The 17884-nt window shown below is 67.2% G+C and carries 13 protein-coding genes; 6 read left to right on the top strand and 7 right to left on the bottom strand.

Going from position 1 to position 17884, the window contains the following annotated elements; genetic code table 11:
* Position 1 precedes the first annotated feature (1 nt).
* Positions 2–1687 carry a ribonucleotide reductase N-terminal alpha domain-containing protein gene (locus JNUCC0626_RS07850; RefSeq protein ID WP_394619003.1) on the bottom strand — a complete coding sequence of 562 codons (1686 nt, stop codon included), beginning with the start codon at positions 1685–1687 and terminating at the stop codon, positions 2–4.
* A 16-nt stretch (positions 1688–1703) separates the two neighbouring features.
* Positions 1704–2711 carry a ribonucleotide-diphosphate reductase subunit beta gene (locus JNUCC0626_RS07845; RefSeq protein WP_394619002.1) on the bottom strand — a complete coding sequence of 336 codons (1008 nt, stop codon included), beginning with the start codon at positions 2709–2711 and terminating at the stop codon, positions 1704–1706.
* Positions 2712–3033: 322 nt separating this feature from the next.
* Here JNUCC0626_RS07845 and JNUCC0626_RS07840 point away from each other — a divergent pair, with 322 nt between their 5' ends.
* From JNUCC0626_RS07840 to JNUCC0626_RS07825, 4 genes are all read left to right on the top strand, one after another.
* Complete coding sequence (locus tag JNUCC0626_RS07840; protein WP_394619001.1) at positions 3034–3753, top strand: TetR/AcrR family transcriptional regulator; 720 nt, start codon at positions 3034–3036, stop codon at positions 3751–3753.
* On the top strand, positions 3726–4616 hold the full coding sequence (locus JNUCC0626_RS07835) for a siderophore-interacting protein (protein ID WP_394619000.1): 891 nt from the start codon (positions 3726–3728) through the stop codon (positions 4614–4616). Before JNUCC0626_RS07840 ends, JNUCC0626_RS07835 begins: the two co-directional genes overlap by 28 nt.
* Positions 4617–5384: 768 nt before the next feature.
* A complete protein-coding gene (locus JNUCC0626_RS07830; RefSeq protein WP_394618999.1) occupies positions 5385–5597 on the top strand; it encodes a hypothetical protein in 213 nt (70 codons plus the stop codon).
* Between the two features lie 261 nt (positions 5598–5858).
* Complete coding sequence (locus JNUCC0626_RS07825) at positions 5859–6755, top strand: DUF1963 domain-containing protein (RefSeq protein ID WP_394618998.1); 897 nt, start codon at positions 5859–5861, stop codon at positions 6753–6755.
* Positions 6756–6872: 117 nt separating this feature from the next.
* On the opposite strand, the gene JNUCC0626_RS07820 is transcribed toward JNUCC0626_RS07825, so the two are convergent.
* Both JNUCC0626_RS07820 and JNUCC0626_RS07815 read right to left on the bottom strand, forming a co-directional pair.
* Positions 6873–10394 (bottom strand): tetratricopeptide repeat protein, encoded by a 3522-nt coding sequence (locus JNUCC0626_RS07820; RefSeq protein WP_394618997.1) that lies wholly within the window; start codon positions 10392–10394, stop codon positions 6873–6875.
* A 3-nt stretch (positions 10395–10397) separates the two neighbouring features.
* Positions 10398–10748, bottom strand: a complete 351-nt coding sequence (locus JNUCC0626_RS07815) for a hypothetical protein (protein ID WP_394618996.1) — start codon at positions 10746–10748, stop codon at positions 10398–10400.
* A 350-nt stretch (positions 10749–11098) separates the two neighbouring features.
* Here JNUCC0626_RS07815 and JNUCC0626_RS07810 point away from each other — a divergent pair, with 350 nt between their 5' ends.
* Positions 11099–12775, top strand: a complete 1677-nt coding sequence (locus tag JNUCC0626_RS07810; RefSeq protein ID WP_394618995.1) for an RICIN domain-containing protein — start codon at positions 11099–11101, stop codon at positions 12773–12775.
* A gap of 332 nt (positions 12776–13107) precedes the next feature.
* Complete coding sequence (locus tag JNUCC0626_RS07805; protein WP_394618994.1) at positions 13108–15072, top strand: CHAP domain-containing protein; 1965 nt, start codon at positions 13108–13110, stop codon at positions 15070–15072.
* 299 nt (positions 15073–15371) lie between these two features.
* Here JNUCC0626_RS07805 and JNUCC0626_RS07800 read toward each other — a convergent pair whose 3' ends face one another.
* Genes JNUCC0626_RS07800 through JNUCC0626_RS07790 form a run of 3 tightly spaced genes read right to left on the bottom strand, consistent with a single transcriptional unit; the run spans position 15372 to position 17876 of the window.
* Positions 15372–15788 (bottom strand): VOC family protein, encoded by a 417-nt coding sequence (locus JNUCC0626_RS07800; RefSeq protein ID WP_394618993.1) that lies wholly within the window; start codon positions 15786–15788, stop codon positions 15372–15374.
* The gene (locus JNUCC0626_RS07795; protein ID WP_394618992.1) at positions 15785–16030 is read right to left on the bottom strand and encodes an acyl carrier protein; all 246 of its coding nucleotides are present in this window, start codon (positions 16028–16030) and stop codon (positions 15785–15787) included. The genes JNUCC0626_RS07800 and JNUCC0626_RS07795 overlap by 4 nt, the downstream gene beginning before the upstream one ends.
* Positions 16023–17876, bottom strand: coding sequence for an HAD-IIIC family phosphatase (locus JNUCC0626_RS07790; RefSeq protein WP_394618991.1), 1854 nt, complete (start codon positions 17874–17876; stop codon positions 16023–16025). The genes JNUCC0626_RS07795 and JNUCC0626_RS07790 overlap by 8 nt, the downstream gene beginning before the upstream one ends.
* Positions 17877–17884: the final 8 nt, after the last annotated feature.

Here is a 17884-nt window from a genome sequence, read left to right as displayed (position 1 = left end):
CTCATCTCCTCTGTTTGCTTGCCTGCACGCCCGCCCGGGAACGCATGTAGTAAAGACTCTTGATGTACGGGTCCAGCAGCGCCTTCTTGTGAATGCGGCTGATTTCCTGAGGGGTCGCGTCCGCGTTGAAGAACAGGTTCAGCGACTGCGACTGGTCGATGAACCGCTGCCGGTCGGCGGCCTGCGTGAGAATGACTTCCTGGTCGATCTCGTAGGCAGTCTTGAAGACCGACTTCTCCTCGTCCTTCAGCCAGTCCACGTGCTGCACCGAGCCGTCGTTGTCGACGATGTCGTCGATCGTCTCGCTGGTGTAGACGTCCCGTTCCTTCATCAACGAGACCAGGTTCGGGTTGGCCCGGGCCATCTCACCCGCCGAGGTGGTCTGGTTCCAGACGTTCGCCACGAACGGTTCGATGCCCTGGCTGGTGCCGCCGACGATCAACGCGGTGCTCATCGTCGGGGCGACCGCCATCAGGTGGCTGTTGCGCCGCCCGACGCACCACTCGGGAACTCCGGCGACCTCACCCATCCACACCGAGGCCCGGTTCGCCTGCTCGGCGATCGAAGCGAACACCGCCTTGTTGATCTCGCGGGCTTCCGGCGACTCGAACGCGATCATCCGCTGCTGGAGCATGTCGTGGTAGCCCATGACACCGAGGCCCAGGCTGCGGGCCTTCTCGGTGTAGCGGATCGCCCGCTCCAGGCCGCGGATCTCACGGGCCCGGCGCAGGAACGCCTCGGCGACCGCGTCGAGGAAGACCGTCGCGGTGAACGCGACGTCGGTGCCCTCCCACTCGCGGTACGTGGCCAGGTTCAGCGACGACAGCACGCAGGTGTACGAGTGGTCCTCGTCGGAGAACAGCGTGATCTCCGAGCACAGGTTGGACGCCTTGTTGGCCAGGCCGTTCGCCTTGTAGCTCTCGGTCTGGAGGTCGTTGACGGTGTCGACCTTCCAGATGTAGCCCTTGCCGAGGACCGCCCGGATCTTCAGAACCCGCTTGTACCGGGCGAGTGCGTCGGCGTCGCCGGAGACGAGCCGGTCGATGAAGTCCTGGGTGAAGATCCAGCCGACGTTCTTGTTCGCCGGCTCCCGGAAGATCAGGTCGGCCAGCTCGAAGAAGTCGTCGTGGTCGACCGGCAGGTACCCGGCCCACGACCCGCGCCGGGTCGAACCCTGACTGATCTGGTTGGTCATCTCCACGAAGTTCTGGAACACCGGCACGACCCCGTTGGCCTTGCCGTTGTCGGAGAACTTCGCGCCACGCGGACGAATGTCACCCAGGTAGGCGGACGTGCCGAAACCCTGCTGGGACAGCAGCGCCGCCTCTTTGAGGGTGTCGTAGAAACCCCACACCGAATCCTCGATGTAGGAGCCCTCACAGCTGACCGGCAACCCGCGGTCGGTACCGAGGTTCGCCAGGACCGGCGTGGACGGCGACAGCCAGCCCTTCCAGATCACCTCGAAGAACGCGTCGTACCAGCCCTCGCCGCCGGTGCGCGGATACAACTCGTCGGCGATGTCGGCGGCGGTACGGGCGATCTTCTCGTACCGCGACTTCACCGTCCCGTCCATCTCGATGTACTTCTTGACGAACATCGAATATCCGGCTGTCGTCATGAAGGGTGGGATCTCCCCGGCTGCTTGCAGCGCCTTGCGTTCGGCGCTCAGCGACTCCCAGATACTCACTGCGGCTTCTCTCTGCTCAGAAAGCATCGTCGTCGAAGGTGAAGTCCATCTCGCCGACGTTGCGGTTGTACTCGTTACCGGTGACCTGGAAGAAGTCGTGGAACTGGGTGCCGTTGATGCCGGAGTAGAACCATTCGGCGACGGGATTGTCACCGATCTCGAACAGCGGCTCGAGATTCATGTTCTCCAGCGTCATGTTGACCCGGGACTTCACGAAGGTGTCCAGGTCGTCCTCGCGGATCCCGTCGATGGGGCCGTGCGAGAAGAGCATTTCGACGATGCGTGCCTCGTGGTGGTACAGGTGCTCCGCCACGGCCCGGACGCGAGTCACCAGGTCGTCGATCTCCTCCTTCACCGCGCCGGGCGTGGCGCGGTACTCGTCGAGGAGGGTGTTGAACAACCAGGCGCCGCCGGTGGCGTGCAGGTTCTCGTCACGGGCCGAGAAGTTGATGCCGGAAACCACGTTCTGGATCAGGTTCTTGCCCTGTGACTGGAAGTGCTTCAGGAACGCGAAGTTGCTGTACAGAACGCAGTTCTCCATCAGCGTGAAGACCGCGAGGGCGTACAGCAGGTCGTCGTCGGCGATCGCCTCGTGCACGAACGCGATCCGTTCGTCCAGGACCGGATCGTTCTTGTACGAGGTGTAGAACTCCTCGGTGTCGATCATGAGGACCTGGTTGAGCTTCGCGTAGAACGGCGCGTGCATGTTCAGCTCGGCGAAGCTGAACGAGTTGCACATCATCTGCAGCTCGGGGCGAGGGAACGCGTGGAACAGCCGGTCGCCCCAGACCTCCCCGCCGAGGATCAGTTCGTAGATCGTGAACAGCTTCAGGGTCGTCTTGACCGCTTCCTGCTCGGCAGGGCTCATGTTCGCCAGGAAGTCCTGCTTGTCGTTCTGGACCGCGATCTCCTCCGCCGTCCAGAAGATGCTGCGCTGCGTCTTGGCAAGCTCGTCGGCGAACGGGTAGTCGAAGACGTACGCCTCCTTGGGCTGCCGGATCGGCAGCCCACCGGTCTCGATCATCGCCGGATTGGTCCTTCCCATGTGTACGCCGTGGAACAGGCCCGGCGAATCTCTGCTTCCGACGTCGAGGTGCACGTCGGCTACTACTACGACGCCGCCGAGGCGAGATCGTTCGCGAGAGCATAAGCCCCAAGGTCATCTAGCGCGAACTCGACACACCAGATGATGCTGTAAGTGATCTCACGCCCCACTACATCTTGTGCCAGCCGCAGCTACCAGCCAGGACAGCCGCAACCTCGCCCGCCGCCGGCAAGTCTGGATTGACGTCGGGAAAGACCTTAGTTAGGGTGCCCTTTGTTACCCCCTATAACTAAGGATGCCGATGGTGGGTCGTGCCGCCCGGATCAGCTCGGACGACATCGTGCGGGCCGGCCGATCCCTGGGCATGAACGAGTTGAGCGTGAAAGCGGTCGCCGGGGAGCTCGGCGTCACCGCTGCCGCGCTCTACCGGCACGTCGACGGGCGGTGGGGACTGGAACGGCTGGTCGGCGAGAGCTTCCTCGCCGAGCTGACCCTGACCGACGACCCCCGGCACGGCATCGAGCCGCATCTGCTGTCGTTCGCGTCGCAGTTGCGGGAGTTCGTGCTCGGCCATCCGGGGATCGCCCGGTACCTGCAGGTGCTGTTCCCGCGTGGCGAGGCCGGTCGGCGCGTGCTGACCGACGAGGTCGAGGCGTTGGTGCGGCGTGGCTACACGGCCGAGGCCGCGGTGGTGCTCAGTGGCGCGATCGCGTCGCTGACGATCGCTGTCACGGCCTCCGAGGAACATAGCATCACGATCGAGCTCGCCGATGCCGACGGCATCGGCCGTGAGCGCCGGTCCGCTGTGGCCGGCCTCGAGGTCGATGCGGGGCTCGGTGCCGCGCACGCGGTGCTGCCGCAGTTCGAGCGGGGGACGTACGTGCTCCTGGTGCTGACCGGGGCGATCCGGGGCCTGCTCGGCGTGGCACCGCCCGGACGGCCGGTCGCCGACATCATCACCGACCTCGCCGCCACCCAAAGGGAGCTGCAAGGATGGCCAAGCGCGGGTTCACCGGCGTGATGATGCGAGGCTACGGCGCCCGCGAGCACGAGGTCACGGTTCTCGGCACGGAGAAGATCACCGACCACTTCGTGCGGATGAGACTGCACTCGCCCACAGTGTTCGAGGACGCGATGGCCGTACCCACCGCCTGGCTGCGGTTCTGGTTCCCGCATCCGGCCGACGGCGTCAGCGAGCACCAGCGGGCGTACACGATCTCCTCCGCTGACGAGGCCACCGGCCAGTTCAGCATCGACATGGTGCTGCACGAGCCGGCCGGACCGGCGTCGGCGTGGGCCGCCACCGTGCGACCCGGTCAGCGGATCATGGCAACGTCGATGGGTTCGACGAAGTTCGAGGTCCCTCCCGAGCCGCCGGCCGGGTATCTGCTGGTCGGCGACTCCGCCTCGCTGCCGGCGATCAACGCGATTCTCGGCACGGTGCCGCCGGACGTGCCGGTGGAGGTCTACCTGGAGCAGCACCACGACGCCGACCGCGCGATCCCGCTGACCGGACATCCGCGGGCGCGAATCCACTCGGTGCCACGACTGGGCCCGGCATCGCTGGCCGCCGCGATCGAAGCCCGCGACTGGTCCGACTGGTACGCGTGGGCCGGACCGGAAGCCGGCTCTCTCAAACACCTGCGCACCCGGCTCCGCGACGAGTTCGGATTCCCGAAATCCGAGCAGTACACCCAGGCGTACTGGTACTTCGGCCTGGCGTTCGGCAAACGCCGCGGCGAGCCGGAACCGGTCGCCGCACCCCTGACACCCGAACCGGCGCCGCCACCGCAGCCCCGCACCAGATCGACCTTCGCAACACGTCGCCCCCTTGCGGCAGCCACCCGGCGTCGCGACACCACCCAGCCGTCGACCTCGCTTTGACGCATCACCTCACAACGATAACCGTTGTCATCTTGGCTTGGGAGCGGACCGACTCCGTGCGTTCGGTTCGCAGTGTTCGAATCGAAGGCCTGGAAGACGGCCGAACAGAACGAGTGACCCACGCTGAGGTGCGTCCCCCAGTGGCATCTCTTCGGAGGTCCGAGGCGTCTGCGGCTCTGTCCTTCAGCTGGCATCTGGTAGGCCTCTGCGAAGGCCAAGGCCCACGAGGAGCTGGGGGGATCGCGATGCGACCCGGCGAGGAGCTGACCGGCATTGGACGCTGCGGGCACCACGCCCTCCCCAGCAGGCCTCCTGACCCTCCGCACTGCTCCTGAAATCGGCACCGCGTCAGTGATCATCCCCGGCCTCACGACGATGGGCCTGGTCGTTCACATCTGCTTGGCGGTTGGCGTGGCGCGCTTCCATCCGAACACGCGCCGAAGAAGGGACGCACGATCAGCGCTGACCACATTGATCAGAGTGCGTCGACAGCCATCGCGTTCATCACGCCTTGAGCGTGGTCCAGGCGTAGAGGTTCGTGTCCCTTTGAACCGCTGGCTGTGGCATGCGTGCCACAACCGATCCGAAGCGCACCAACCCGGACCAGGTGACCCTCAGCTGTCAAGCCTCATCGAAAACCGCTGGTAGAGCACGTGGACGTAGTGGTCAACTCGGGCCTCGGACACTGGTTTATCCCTACCAACAGGCCGGATGCTCCCATCGAGAGTCACCTTCTTCACGTCGCCCAGCGAATCGAACATCGCGTAGATGGCCGCCGCATCCCGCGCAACAGGTCTCGGTGTCCCGCTCAACCCGGCTTGGGCCGCCGCGCACTTCCGAGGTTCCGCCGTCCTGCGATTCGACGAGAGCCAAGACCGTCTGCTCAAGGTTCAGCGGATCGAAGAGCCGATCGATCCACTCGTTCAGCGCGTCGACCGCGGCGACCTCGGACAGATGCACACCTGTCGGATGCCCCACTAGCGCGGGCGAACCGGGCACCATCGTTCGAAGAGCACAGCGGTAGCAGGTCCGCGGACCGCGCGGCGTTCCCTCCATTCGCAGGTTCTCCAGAACCGCCGCGACCACAGTCACCGCCCGTCCCGTGCGAGTTGCGTCCCGGATCCGCACTCGACGAACAGGCAGAAGTTCCATTGGCGCCCAAGGAAAACTCTGATCGACACGAACCGCGGGGAACGGGTCACTCGTGAGAGCGATTCCAGCGGTCTGCGATCATGCTGCGCCATGGATCGTTACGAGCAGTTCCGCAGTGCGGCCGTCGATCGAGGCATTCCCGAGGACGAGGTCGGCAGGTTCACCGAGCACCTCCGGTTCGCGGTCTGGGCGTGGCCGGCTGAGGGCGGCGAGGAGATCGCCGGTCGGATGGGAGGCCTTCCCCGCTTACCGATCGGGGTGGACTGGCCGGGCGGCGACTTCCCGTTGCCGTTCATCGGTTCCGTGGACTGCGCTGCCCTGCCGCGAGCTGAGGGACTCGACCTGCCTGCGGACGGATCGCTGTTGTTCTTCCTGCACCACGAGGAAGACATGGAAGAACACCCTTCCACCGACTACGCGCGGGTTCTGCACATTCCTGCGGGCACGCAGACGCAGGACGCGGCACCGCCACCCGACCACGACTCCAGGACGTTCTTCTGCGAGAGCATCCCGTTCCTCGTTCCCGAGCAACGGATCACCGCGCGAGTTCTGCCCGAGCTGCCGGACTGGATCGTCGACCGCAGAGTTCAGTTCGAAGCCGAGACCGTGCAGCAGTTGTTCGACGAGCTGAAGCACGTCGACCAGTTGTGCGAGCTCGTCGGTGAGCTCTGGCCGGAAGGGAATCCCCGCCACCGCTCCACGTTCCGCCTCGGCGGGTACTGCCGCAACGTCGGCAGCTCGGACGCCCCGCACTCGCAGATGTCTTTTGACAGCGTCCAGGAACAGCAGGCGAACTCCGGCCTCTCAAATGACGAACGGTGGCGCCTGCAGCGCGAGGAGGAGCAACGACTCGTCGGCGAGTGGCTGCCGCTCGCGCAGTTCCCCACGCAGAGCGATGTCTACTACGGTTGCTTCCTGATCAAGGCCGAGGACCTCGCCTCTAAGGGCTTTGACCGGATGCGGTCGTTCACGATGTTCACCGAGTGAGTCGTCTCCCCGACCTCGGCGACACGGACTTCGACAAGACCGCGGTCGCCGAGACGGAGGTCATGAGTGACGACGTCCTTTGCCACCTGGTGGACAGGTCGCCAAGCGCCTCAGCTCTCACTCCGTCTCAGGGTTGACGAACGCACGCACGTGGTCGGGCATCTGGTTCCCGGTCACGCGAAGCCAGGTCTCGTCGAGCGGCTCGACGCCTGTCAGCCGGGTGATCGAACGAAGGTGTTCGGGGGCTGCTCCCATGCCTGGGTTGGGGAAGTCGTCGAACGCCGTCACTCCGCGCACCAGGTGGTCGAGTGCTGTGGTGAAGTCACCGCGCTTCTCGGCCGTGACGCCCAGCGCACCGTGGCTGGCGCAGATGCCGGCCGGTTGGCGGGCGGCGGTGAAGTCCGCGAGTGCCCGTGCGTACCAGACGTCGGCTGCTGTCAGATCATCTCGTGACTCGGCGATCCGTCCCAGGGCGTGGTGCGACAGCCCGAGCCCACCGTTGTCCGCGAGGATCGTGTGGATCGGCAGGGTGCGCAGAAACCACTGCTCCGACTCGTCCCAGCGCTCACGGGCCGAAGCCAGTTCTCCCAGTGCGTACGAGATCGACGCGATGGCGGGACCGTTGCCGCTCTGCTCCCGCATCACGAGGGCTTCCTTGTAGAAGCCCTCGGCCTGGGCGTGTTGCCCTCGGTACTGGGCGACTTCGCCGAGTGCCTGCCAGAGGGCCGCGGTACCTGGACGGTCGCCCAGGCGGCCGCGGATGTCCAGCGCCTTCTGATACCGCTCCTGCGCCTCGTCGAAGTCGCGGCGCATCCAGGCGATCCGGCCGAGGTCCTGCTGCGAGGTCGCCACACCGGGAAGGTCACCGGCCGACTCGCTCTCCGCCATGGACCGGCTGTGCCATTGCTCCGCCTCGTCCCAGTTGCCTTGTGCCACGGCCATTTCACCGTAGTCGTGGTAGACGCTGCTGACGCCCTGCCGGTAACCCAGGGACTGGGCGATCCGCAGAACTTCGGCCAGCAACGGTTTCGCCTCCTCCACCCGACCCTGTGTCCGGAGCACTCCGGACAACAGCTGATAGGTCACGGCGAGCTGCCGCTCACGGCGGTTGTCCTCGGGCTGGGCGAGCAAGGTCGTGACGACCTTGCGGTACAACTGTTCCGCATCGCTCCTGGGCGATCGTTGCAGCTGGATGCCGACGAAGAACAGCCAAAGCGAACTACCGGAGTCGTGGGTGCTCGGTGGAGTGCCGTCTTCCCCTTCAACGGCCAACCTGACTCTGTCCGACCAGCTGTTCGCCTCGGCGGTTCGGCCGCTCCAGCCCCATTCGGCGTTCATGAGCAGGCCGAGTGCCATGGCCTGGTTCCACCTGCGGTGGTCGAGGGCGTCGGTGAGCGCACGAGCCAAGTTGGCGGCGTGGAACACGGCAACACCGTGTCCGAGCAGGGCGTCCCCGCTCTCGATCTGCCCGAACCCCCAGTTCGCCAGCTGGGCCATGGCATCGGTCATCGCACGCCGGCAGGAGGCCAGTTCCGTTGCGGCGTCAGAAGCGACAGCGTGCCAGCGGCTCAGGAAGAAGCCGGGCAACGCGGGATGCATGCGGTGAAGGCCGCCGCCGACATCGGTGAGCAGCCCGATCTCGTCGGCGCGCTCGAGCAGGGCCTGCCACTCGTCGATCGACACGTCCAGGAAGCGCTGGGGCGTCTCGGTGTGGATCGAGAGGAGCCCGAGGACGTCGTGGTCGATGACGGACTGGAACAGTGCCACGGTGAGCAGGAGTTCCTGCGATCGTTCCGGCAGCCGTGACGTCGAGTAGCCGATGCTCGCGTCCAGCGAGCCGAGCCGGCCTTCGCCGTAGGTCGGCGGCAGCGCGGTGAGTCCACGCAGACCCGAGAGAACTGCAGCCGGCTCCTCGGTGTCGAGGTGGGGCAGCACGAGTCGCATGGCCAGCGGATGGCCGTCCAGCCAGGTCAGCAGTTCCTGAAACGCGGCCGTGCGCCGCCGGGGCCACGCACGGGGAAACGGTGCGAGCACGGCGTCGGTGTAGATGGCGGAATCCTCGGAAGACAGTCCCTCCACGTCGATGCGCACGCGTTCACCGAGGCGTGGCTCCGGGCTGCGGCTCGTGATCAGGAAGACGCTGTCACCCGACTGCGTGAGCAACGCTCGCAGGTCCTCGATCTGATCGTCCGGAACGGACTCGAAGTTGTCCCAGACCACGAGGAGCCGTTCGCGCCGCAGGAGGCCTTCGACGATCTGGCGGCGCTGAACGTCGCCGAACGAGCCGAACGACGCGCCGATGATCTGAAGTCCAATGGTGGAAACAACTCCGTCCACGCCTGTCAGAGGCGTGCCCGGTTCGAAGGAGTGCCACACCACGTGCTCAGGCGTCCGGACGCCGCCGGTGCTGCGCCACCACCGGCCGAGTGCCTTCGCCAGCTCGGACTTCCCGACACCCGCGGGTCCGTGCAGCACCACCGCTCCGGACACCGCGGCGGTGCTCTCGAACCGGTGGAACTCGTCGTCCCGCCCGACGAAGACTCCGACTGGCGCCAGTGGATCGTCCTGGACCGCCGTTGGCAGGTGCGCTTCGACCCGGCCGAACCGCACCTCACCGCGCGAGTAGTGCACAGGAACGAACCAGTCGTGCAAGGGCAGTTGCCCCGCCGGACTGGGACGATGGGGGTGCAGTGACATCCGGGCGCGTCCGGCCGACACCGCCTCGGCCACCGATCCACCGGTGAACAGCGCCGCGTAGAACCCGGTCATGAACTCGGTCGCGGCCTTCGCGTAGACCGCGTAGGCCATGGCGACGACCTCGGCGGCACCACCGGCGATCAGCCTCGTCGCGACGGCCGCCTCGAGCGACGCGCCCACCGCTCCGGAATGGCACGCGTTGAGCACCACGACAGGGACCTCGGCCTCGGCGAGCACCTGAGCCAACTGCGCCGCGCGCACCCGTTCCGGCCCTGCTCCCGGCCGTTCGAACAGCAGCGATGCCTCCTCACCGAGTTCGCCGTGGCAGTCCAGGTGGACGACCTGGAACGGCCTGCCCTCCAGCCGGGCCGCCTGCAGCGTGACGGTCAACTCGTCGAGCGTTGGCGGCCGCAGCACGACGATGTCCGCCTGGTCGTCGACCGCGTCGAGCATGGGCCGGGCGATACCGCGGAAGGCGACGTCCCGCGGACCGGCAGGACGTGAGATCACCATCAACACCCGAAGCCGCCGACCTGCCACGGAGAACGGCGCGATCCGCTCGGCGGACTCCAGAACACGGGTGAATCGGACTCCGTCGACGGCCAGCGGAGCAGGCCGGTCGGGGTCCGCGCACAGCTCCCACGGCAGGCTCAGCCAGTCCGCCGAATCCGATCGCAGCTCGATCTCCGGGGCACCGGCCGCACGCAGCGCCCGATACCCGTCAGAACTCCCCGCGAAGAGCAACCCGAAGAGAGTCCGCCCCCAATCGCGCAGCCTGGCCGCCACACGCTCGCCGCGTTCGCCGTAGACACCGAACGGCGCTCGCAGGTAGTCCTCGACGTACCAGCGCAGATCCTCGCGCTCCTGCCCGTCCATGACGACGGGATCTTCGGGTCCGGGCGACACCACGGCCCGTCCGGGCACCGGGAATTCGACGCGCACCCGCTAGCGCTCCTCGTCCCCGGTCAGGATGCGCTCCACCACGACGTCGATCACGAGATCACGTTGTTCCGCAGAGATGTTGTCCGCCAACGGGAACTCCACCCTCACCCGCCGCGCCAGCACCTCGGGCTCGGGCTTCTTCTTCTGCGCGCGGAGGCTCACGACCACCGTCCACGCAAACGTGGCCGTGCTGACGACGAGTGCCGCGATGTCGACTATCTCGCTGTACCGCTCGACAGGGCGGTCAGGTGCGTGCAGCAGAGCAAGCACGTCAGCGTGCAGCTTGCCACTGGGATCCACTCGATCGGCCGCTGCGGTCGCCGCTTCCGCCACCTTGCCGGATGGTTCGATCATGCCCGTGTGATCGCGTCGACACCTGCTCGCGCTACACGGAGCCGATGGCACGTGCGAACTGGCCGGCACACTCTCCCATTCCCCAGCCTCGGAACAGCTCCGGCGCACAACCCCCATGCATTTGTTCACAGACATGAACAAATGCCGACGTCGCTTTCACAAGTGTGACCAGCGCGAGTTACCGCAACTTCACCGACGTTCCATTCGACACCACCTGACCTGCCAGTTCGATTTATTCGACTTCGAAGAGCCGATTTACACACCCCTACTCGGCATTGACCGCACCAAAAGAAGACTTCTAGCATCCAGCAACGAAACCCTTTCTCCCGGCGTTGGGATGTGGAGTCTTCATGGGCACTTCGGAACAGCCCGCTCACTCGGCGCGGCGGCCGCGCGTGCGCGTCGGGTTCGTGTCGGGTGGCGCCGTCCTCGCACTGGTCACCACCCTCGCGGCGTGGCCCTTCGTCTCGCCGCCGGCGAACGCTGCGGGCACCTACGTGCTGAAGAACGCGGGTAGCGGCCTATGCCTGGACGCGGGACCGAGTCCCACCAGCGGGACGCAGCTGAAGCAGCAGGCGTGCTCCGGTCAGGAGTGGTTGCTGACGGATGTCGACGGTGGTGTCCGGATCACGGCCGGGGGTCTGTGCGTCGGCGTGCGCGATGCTTCGACCAGTGCCGGTAAGCCGGTGCAGCTCGAGGCGTGCACCGGTGCCGTGAGCCAGGTCTGGTCGTTGTCGGCGAACGGCGCGAATCACCGTCTGGTCAACGCCAACGGCGGAAAGTGCTTGAACATCAAGGACAACGCGACGACGGCGGGAGCATTGACGCAGACCAACTCCTGCGACAGCGCGGCCACCAAGCAGTGGACGCTCGCTCCGGTCACCGGGCCGACCACCACAACCACCACCACCGGGCCGACGACGACCACCAGCACTCCGCCCGCTGACGCGCTGTACGCGTCGCCGACCGGTCGCGACGGTGCCTCCGGCACGATCTCCGACCCGACGACGCTGACGTCCGCGCTGCCGCGAGTGGCCGCGGGCGGCACGATCTTCCTGCGGGGCGGCACGTACAGCTTCTCCCAGACGGTGACGATCCCGTCCACCAACAACGGCACCGCCGCCGCGCGCAAGAAGCTGATGGCCTACCAGGGCGAGAAGCCGGTGCTGAACTTCTCGGCGCAGACCGAGGACCCGGCCAACCGAGGCCTCGCGGTGAACGGCTCGCACTGGTACGTGCACGGCATCACGGTGGAGCGCGCCGGTGACAACGGCATCTTCGTCGGCGGTAGCCACAACGTCCTGGAACGCACGGTCACCCGGTTCAACCGCGACACCGGCCTGCAGCTCTCGCGAGCGCTGTCGAGCACGCCGAAGGACCAGTGGCCGTCCTACAACCTCGTGCTCAGCGCCGAGTCGCACGACAACGCGGACTCCGACGGCGAGGACGCCGACGGGTTCGCCGCCAAGCTCACCGTCGGTCCCGGCAACGTGTTCCGCCACGCCGTCTCGCACAACAACATCGACGACGGCTGGGATCTCTACACCAAGTCGGACACCGGACCGATCGGCGCCGTCACCATCGAGGACTCGCTCGCCTACAAGAACGGCACCCTGAGCAACGGCGGACAGGCCGGCAACGGCGACCGCAACGGCTTCAAGCTCGGCGGCGAGGACATCGGCGTCAACCACACGGTCGTCCGCACCATCGCCTACGACAACGGGAAGCACGGCTTCACCTACAACCGCAACCCCGGCTCGCTCACCGTGTCGAGCAACCTCGCCATCGACAACGACGAGCGCAACTTCACCTTCGAAGCAGGCAGTTCCACGTTCCGCGGCAACACGTCCTGCCGCAGCAGCAGCGGTAGCAACGACAAGGTCGTCGGTGACGCCGACTCGTCCAACCAGTTCTGGGCGGGTACCAACGGCTCGCGGTGCTCCGGCTACAGCGGCGCGCTCGCCTGGTCGTTCGCCTCCGACGGCAGGCTCGTCGTCACCCTCGGCGGAAAGCCCGTCACCTTCTGACCACCGTCGCCACCGGTCCAGGCCGGGTCATCGCCTCCGCTGCGGTGGCCCGGCCTGCGGCATTCGCGTGGAACGTGGCGATGCGCAACGCGGCGAGGTCGCGCCGCGCCTCGGCGCAAAGAACAGAACTCGCCCGGACGACCACCTGATCCAAAAGACGGACAACGAGTTCAACACCGGATTCGGGCATTACCTCCGTGTGTTGACCACTTTTTGTTCCTGTATAGGTTTTCCAGTTGAGCGGTTCGGGTGGTGTCCGCAGCTCATAGCTAACCGATCGACTCGGCCGTGCGACAGAGTCCCTGTCGTTCCACGGAAAAGAGGAGCCGATTGTGCGGATTTCTCATCTCCTGCGCAGACGTTTCGCGTTGCTGGCCGTGCTGGCGGTCGCGCTGGCGGGTTTCGCGGCCCCGGCCTCCGCGGCGTCGACGACGTTGTGCACCGGGTACGCGGGGTGTGCCGCGTCCGGTCGCGGCGACGCCGGGTACGGCACCAACAGCGGCACCTCCTACTGGGGCATGTACCCCGGCCACAACTGCACCAACTACGCCGCATACCGGCTGACACGCAACGGCGCGGACGCGAGCTATCTGCGCGGGTACGGCAACGCCAACCAGTGGGCGGCACGTGCCAGGCAGTTCAACGTTCCGGTGAACCAGACACCCGCCGTCGGCGCCATTGCCTGGTGGGGCGGTAGCTCAGGCCACGTCGCGTACGTCGAGGAAGTCGGCCCTGGGTACATCCTCGTGTCGGAGGACAACTTCCCGATGGCCGGCAGCAGCGGCGAGTTCCACTGGAAGAGGCTCACTCCCGGAGAGCGGTACCCGGCGGAGTTCATCCACTTCAAGGACATCGCGGACGCACCCTCCGCGACACCGCGACCTGGCTCGATCACGGCGCTCGCCCACGGATCGCGGGTGAACCTGTCCTGGGGTGCGAGCTCCGGCGCCACCGACTACCAGGTGTACCGCGACGGCACCCTGATCGCCACGGTCGGCACCACCACCTACCTGGACGCCCAGGTGTCCTCCGGACAGCAGTACAACTACGCCGTCGTGGCACGGAGTTCGGGCGGAACATCAGCTGCCACCCTCAAACGCGTCGCCACGAGCTCCGAGGCGGCCGACCGCGCCTATCTGTCCACGAAGGACGGACCTGGCCAGTGCGGACGAGCAGGGGCGCCGAGCTACCAGGCGATCGTGTGCACCGTTCGCACCGCCACCGGCTGGGCCTCCGCCACGACCGGGCACGGCGACTGGGGGTACCTGGCCGACCGGGCGTGGCTCACGAACCGCGACGGCTCGGTGTCGTACTGCCGGCGGGTCGGCGCGGGCAACCAGATCCGGTGCGAACGCTACGACGGCGTCGGCTGGACCACGGCGATCTCACCGAACATCGACGCCGGTTACCCGGAAGACCGCGCGTTCCTCTCCACGAAGGACGGTCCGGCGCTGTGCGGCAGAGCGGGCGGCGACAACTACCAGGCTCTCGTCTGCACCACGCTCACCGCGTCCGGCTGGGTCTCGGTGACATCCGGTGGCGGGGACTGGGGTTATGCGGCCGACCGGTCGTGGCTGGTGAACCGTGACGGCACCGTCTCCTACTGCCGCCGGGTCGGCGACGGCGGCCAGGTCCGCTGTGACCGGTTCGACGGGACGACGTGGAGCAGTTCGATCTCGCCACAGGTCGACGCGGGCTACCCGGACAACCGAACCTACCTCTCGACGAAGGACGGTCCCGCGCTGTGCGGTCGTGCGGGCTCACCGGAGCACCAGGCACTGGTGTGCACGGTGCTCACCCCGTCCGGCTGGGTCTCCGTCACGTCCGGCGCGGGCGACTGGGGGTACGGAACCGATCGTGCGTGGCTGACCAACTCCGACGGCACCGTGTCCTACTGCCGGTTGGTCGGATCCGGCGGCAACGTCAGGTGCGAGCGGTTCGACGGCACGAACTGGAGCGGTTCCATCTCACCGAACGTCGACGTCGGCTATCCGGAGAACCGGGCGTTCGTGACCACGAAGTACGGACCGGCGCTGTGCGGCCGGGCCGGCGGACCGCAGCACCAGGCGCTGGTGTGCAGCGTGTTGACCACGTCGGGGTGGACCTCGGCCACGACGGCGCACGGCGACTGGGGGTACGGAACGGATCGCGCGTGGCTGACCAACTCCGACGGCACCGTCTCGTACTGCCGCCGGGTCGGCGCGGGTGACCTGGTCAGGTGTGAGCGGTTCGACGGCGCGAACTGGACGACGGCATTCTCACCATCGGTGGACACGGGATATCCGGACTCCTTCTGAGAGGGCATGAGCAGCGACCAGTCACCGCATTCGGTTGCGGTGGCTGGTCGTCCGCGTCAGGCGACGAGTTCGTCCACACCGTCACCCGCGTCGCACGACTCTGGCCTCGGACACCAAAAAGTCGCAACGCCCTGTCCCGTGGCCGCAGTCTCGACGTCCTCCTCACGATCGCTCATGCGTCGCGATCATGCTCGATGGCGAGTGGCGCGCCGACGTCTGCTGATCTTCACCGACGGGTCGAGGTGAGACGGGACCCGCCGCGAGAGCGAACTGGACTCCCCGGCGGGTCCCGCGTCCCCTCAGGCCCGCTTGCCGTAGTCGACGAGTTCGACCAGCAGGCCGGTCGCCGGCCCGAGGTGGGCGAACGCCACCCTCAGGCCGGGACGTCCGCCGCGGCGGGGCTCCTCGTCGACGAGGATCGCGCCGCGGTCCTGCAGCGCGCGCAGGTCCGCGGCGATGTCGTCCACCTCGAACGCCACGTGGTTCAGGCCGGGGCCCAGGCGCTTCAGGTGGCCGTGCACCGCGGCGTCCTCGCGGACCGGTGCTACCAGCTCGATCGAGGTGGTGTCGCCGGGGCACTGCCAGAACGAGGTCGCTACGCCGTACACGTCGACGTCGTCCTCGTAGGTGCACTTCAGGTCCAGCAGGGCCAGCGCCGGCGCGGCCGCCCCGATGTCGGAGGTGACCACGCCTACGTGGTCGATGCGCAGGATCATCCCGACTTCTCCTGGGCGCTTGCCACGGCGGCGACCAGGCCGCCTACGTCCTTGATCGCGAAGTATTCCTGGAGGTCCAGGCGCACGGCGAACTTCTGCTCGATTCCGGTGAGCAGGCGCAGGGCGTCGTAGCTCGTCCAGTTGGCGAGCGAGTCGAACCGCGCGTCGGCCGCGATCTCCTCGGCCGGCAGGTCGGTGACCTGGCCGACGAGGTCGGCCAGGTCGACGAAGATCTCAGACATCGGCGGACTCCCTTTCCACGACGAGGGTGGTCCACTCGGGACCGATCTGCGGCTGCGGGTGCAGCGGCAGGGTGAAACGGCCTCCGGGGGCCTGTGTGAAGCCGGCGTCCGGGTAGAACGCGGCCGCTGCCTTGTTGCGGGCGGTGGCGGTGAAGTCCGCCTCCAGCCTGGAGACGCCGGACGAGAGCGCGCGGTCGGCGATGTGCTGCACGACGGTGTGCTCGACGCCGCGGGTGAAGACGCGGCAGCTCATCACGAAGTTCTCGACCAGCCAGCGGTCGTCGTGCTTCGACACCCACACGCCGCCGACGATGCCCTCGGCGCCGAAGCGGTCCGCCACCTCGAAGACGAGCACGAGGTGGTCGCTCGACGCGGCCATCTCCCTGGTGCGGACCTCGGCGTGCGAGGTGCCGGTCATGTTGAACTGGTTGGTGCGCTGTCCGAGCTGGACCAGGCGCGGCAGGCTGAACTCGTCGGCCTCCCGCACGGTGACGACGATGTCCAGGCTGCGCAGGTAGTCCTGCACCGAGCTGAACGAGTCCGCGAACTCGGTGCGTTCGGCGCGGGCCTTGTAGAGCGCGGTGCGCTCGCGGTCGGTCGCCGTCGTCGTCAGCACGTCGAAGGAACCGTTGCGCTGCAACGCCGTCACGTGGTCGGCCGGGTCGCCGTCCAGGTGCACGACGGTGACCTCGGGGATCGAGCCGCGCACCAGCTGGGTCTCGAACGTGCTGTCGTCGGCGAAGACGAAGCTGTCGAGACCGAGGTTGAGCTGGCCGGCGAGCCCGCGGATGTTGTGGTCCTTGGGCTGCCAGTTCACCGCGCGTGCCGCGATGTCGGCGGGACGGATCACGAGGTCCGGGTGGGTCTCCAGCACCTCGTCGACGATCGTGGCCTCGTTCTTGCTGGCCAGCGCGAGGACCACGCCCTGCTTGCGCAACTGGACGGCACGCCGCTGCATCTCGCGGAAGGCGTTGCCGGGGTACATCGAGCCAATCTGGATGCCGCTCGGGCCGTCGTCGCCGACGACGCCGCCCCACAGCGTGTTGTCCAGGTCGAGCACGAGGACCTTCTTGGCGAGGCCCAGGAACGCGCGGCAGAAGTTCGCGGCCTCGGTCGCGTAGACCTGCTCGACCTCGGGTGTCCAGGCGGCGCTCGCGAACCGGTAGAGGCGTTCGTCGCGCAGCCGGACGGGGGCGTCGACCAGGTAGGCCTCCAGGTCGAGCGCGTGGACCCGGTCGCGGCGCAGCGCCATGCCGAGCAGGTCGCTGTTCAGGTCGCGCCACGTCCGGCCGAGCGCCGCCCTGCCGTCGAACGCGACGACGCCGCGCATCTCGACCGGCGACAACGGCACGGTGTGCACCAGGACCGCGCTGCCGGAGCGTTCGGTGAACGCTCCGACGAGGTTGTCGAACATCGACCACCGGCTGCGGACGGCGCTGTCGAGCACCTCCACGTCGTCCCACTCGGCCGGCACGAACCAGTCGTCGTGCAGCAGGCAGAGCGTCACCTGCGGCCCGAACTCCGCGAGAGGCGAAGAAGGGCTGCTCAGGTCGACGGCGAGCTGGTCGAAGCCGGACACGTGGATCTCCGGCGCGATTCCCTTGCCCAGCAGCGCGATCCGCAGCAGCGGTGCGACTCCGGACGCGGTGAACGTGCCGGTGACGGCGACCTTCAACGGCTTGAGCTCGCCCAGCAGGTCGGCCGGTACCTTGCCGAGCAGCCGTCCGGCTTCGAGCAACGCCGGGACGTCGGTCAGGTGGCGAAGGTCGCCGATCAGCGCCGGGTCGGCGGCGGCGCCGGGCTTGGTCAACTGGCGGATCCGCGCCAGGATCTCTTTGGTCTCCACAGTTCTCC

Source organism: Lentzea sp. JNUCC 0626, from assembly GCF_043632865.1.
Classification (GTDB): domain Bacteria; phylum Actinomycetota; class Actinomycetes; order Mycobacteriales; family Pseudonocardiaceae; genus Lentzea.
The sequence above is the reverse complement of the archived record's forward strand: the minus strand, read 5'-3'. Positions and strand labels throughout refer to the sequence as shown.

Excerpts from the sequence above, each read along its gene's own strand:
- JNUCC0626_RS07800 (WP_394618993.1), bottom strand. The coding sequence starts at position 15,788 with ATGATCCTGCGCATCGACCACGTAGGCGTGGTCACCTCCGACATCGGG.
- JNUCC0626_RS07840 (WP_394619001.1), top strand. The coding sequence starts at position 3,034 with ATGGTGGGTCGTGCCGCCCGGATCAGCTCGGACGACATCGTGCGGGCC.
- JNUCC0626_RS07825 (WP_394618998.1), top strand. The coding sequence starts at position 5,859 with ATGGATCGTTACGAGCAGTTCCGCAGTGCGGCCGTCGATCGAGGCATT.
- JNUCC0626_RS07830 (WP_394618999.1), top strand. The coding sequence starts at position 5,385 with ATGGCCGCCGCATCCCGCGCAACAGGTCTCGGTGTCCCGCTCAACCCG.
- JNUCC0626_RS07810 (WP_394618995.1), top strand. The coding sequence starts at position 11,099 with ATGGGCACTTCGGAACAGCCCGCTCACTCGGCGCGGCGGCCGCGCGTG.
- JNUCC0626_RS07835 (WP_394619000.1), top strand. The coding sequence starts at position 3,726 with ATGGCCAAGCGCGGGTTCACCGGCGTGATGATGCGAGGCTACGGCGCC.
- JNUCC0626_RS07815 (WP_394618996.1), bottom strand. The coding sequence starts at position 10,748 with ATGATCGAACCATCCGGCAAGGTGGCGGAAGCGGCGACCGCAGCGGCC.
- JNUCC0626_RS07845 (WP_394619002.1), bottom strand. The coding sequence starts at position 2,711 with ATGATCGAGACCGGTGGGCTGCCGATCCGGCAGCCCAAGGAGGCGTAC.
- JNUCC0626_RS07795 (WP_394618992.1), bottom strand. The coding sequence starts at position 16,030 with ATGTCTGAGATCTTCGTCGACCTGGCCGACCTCGTCGGCCAGGTCACC.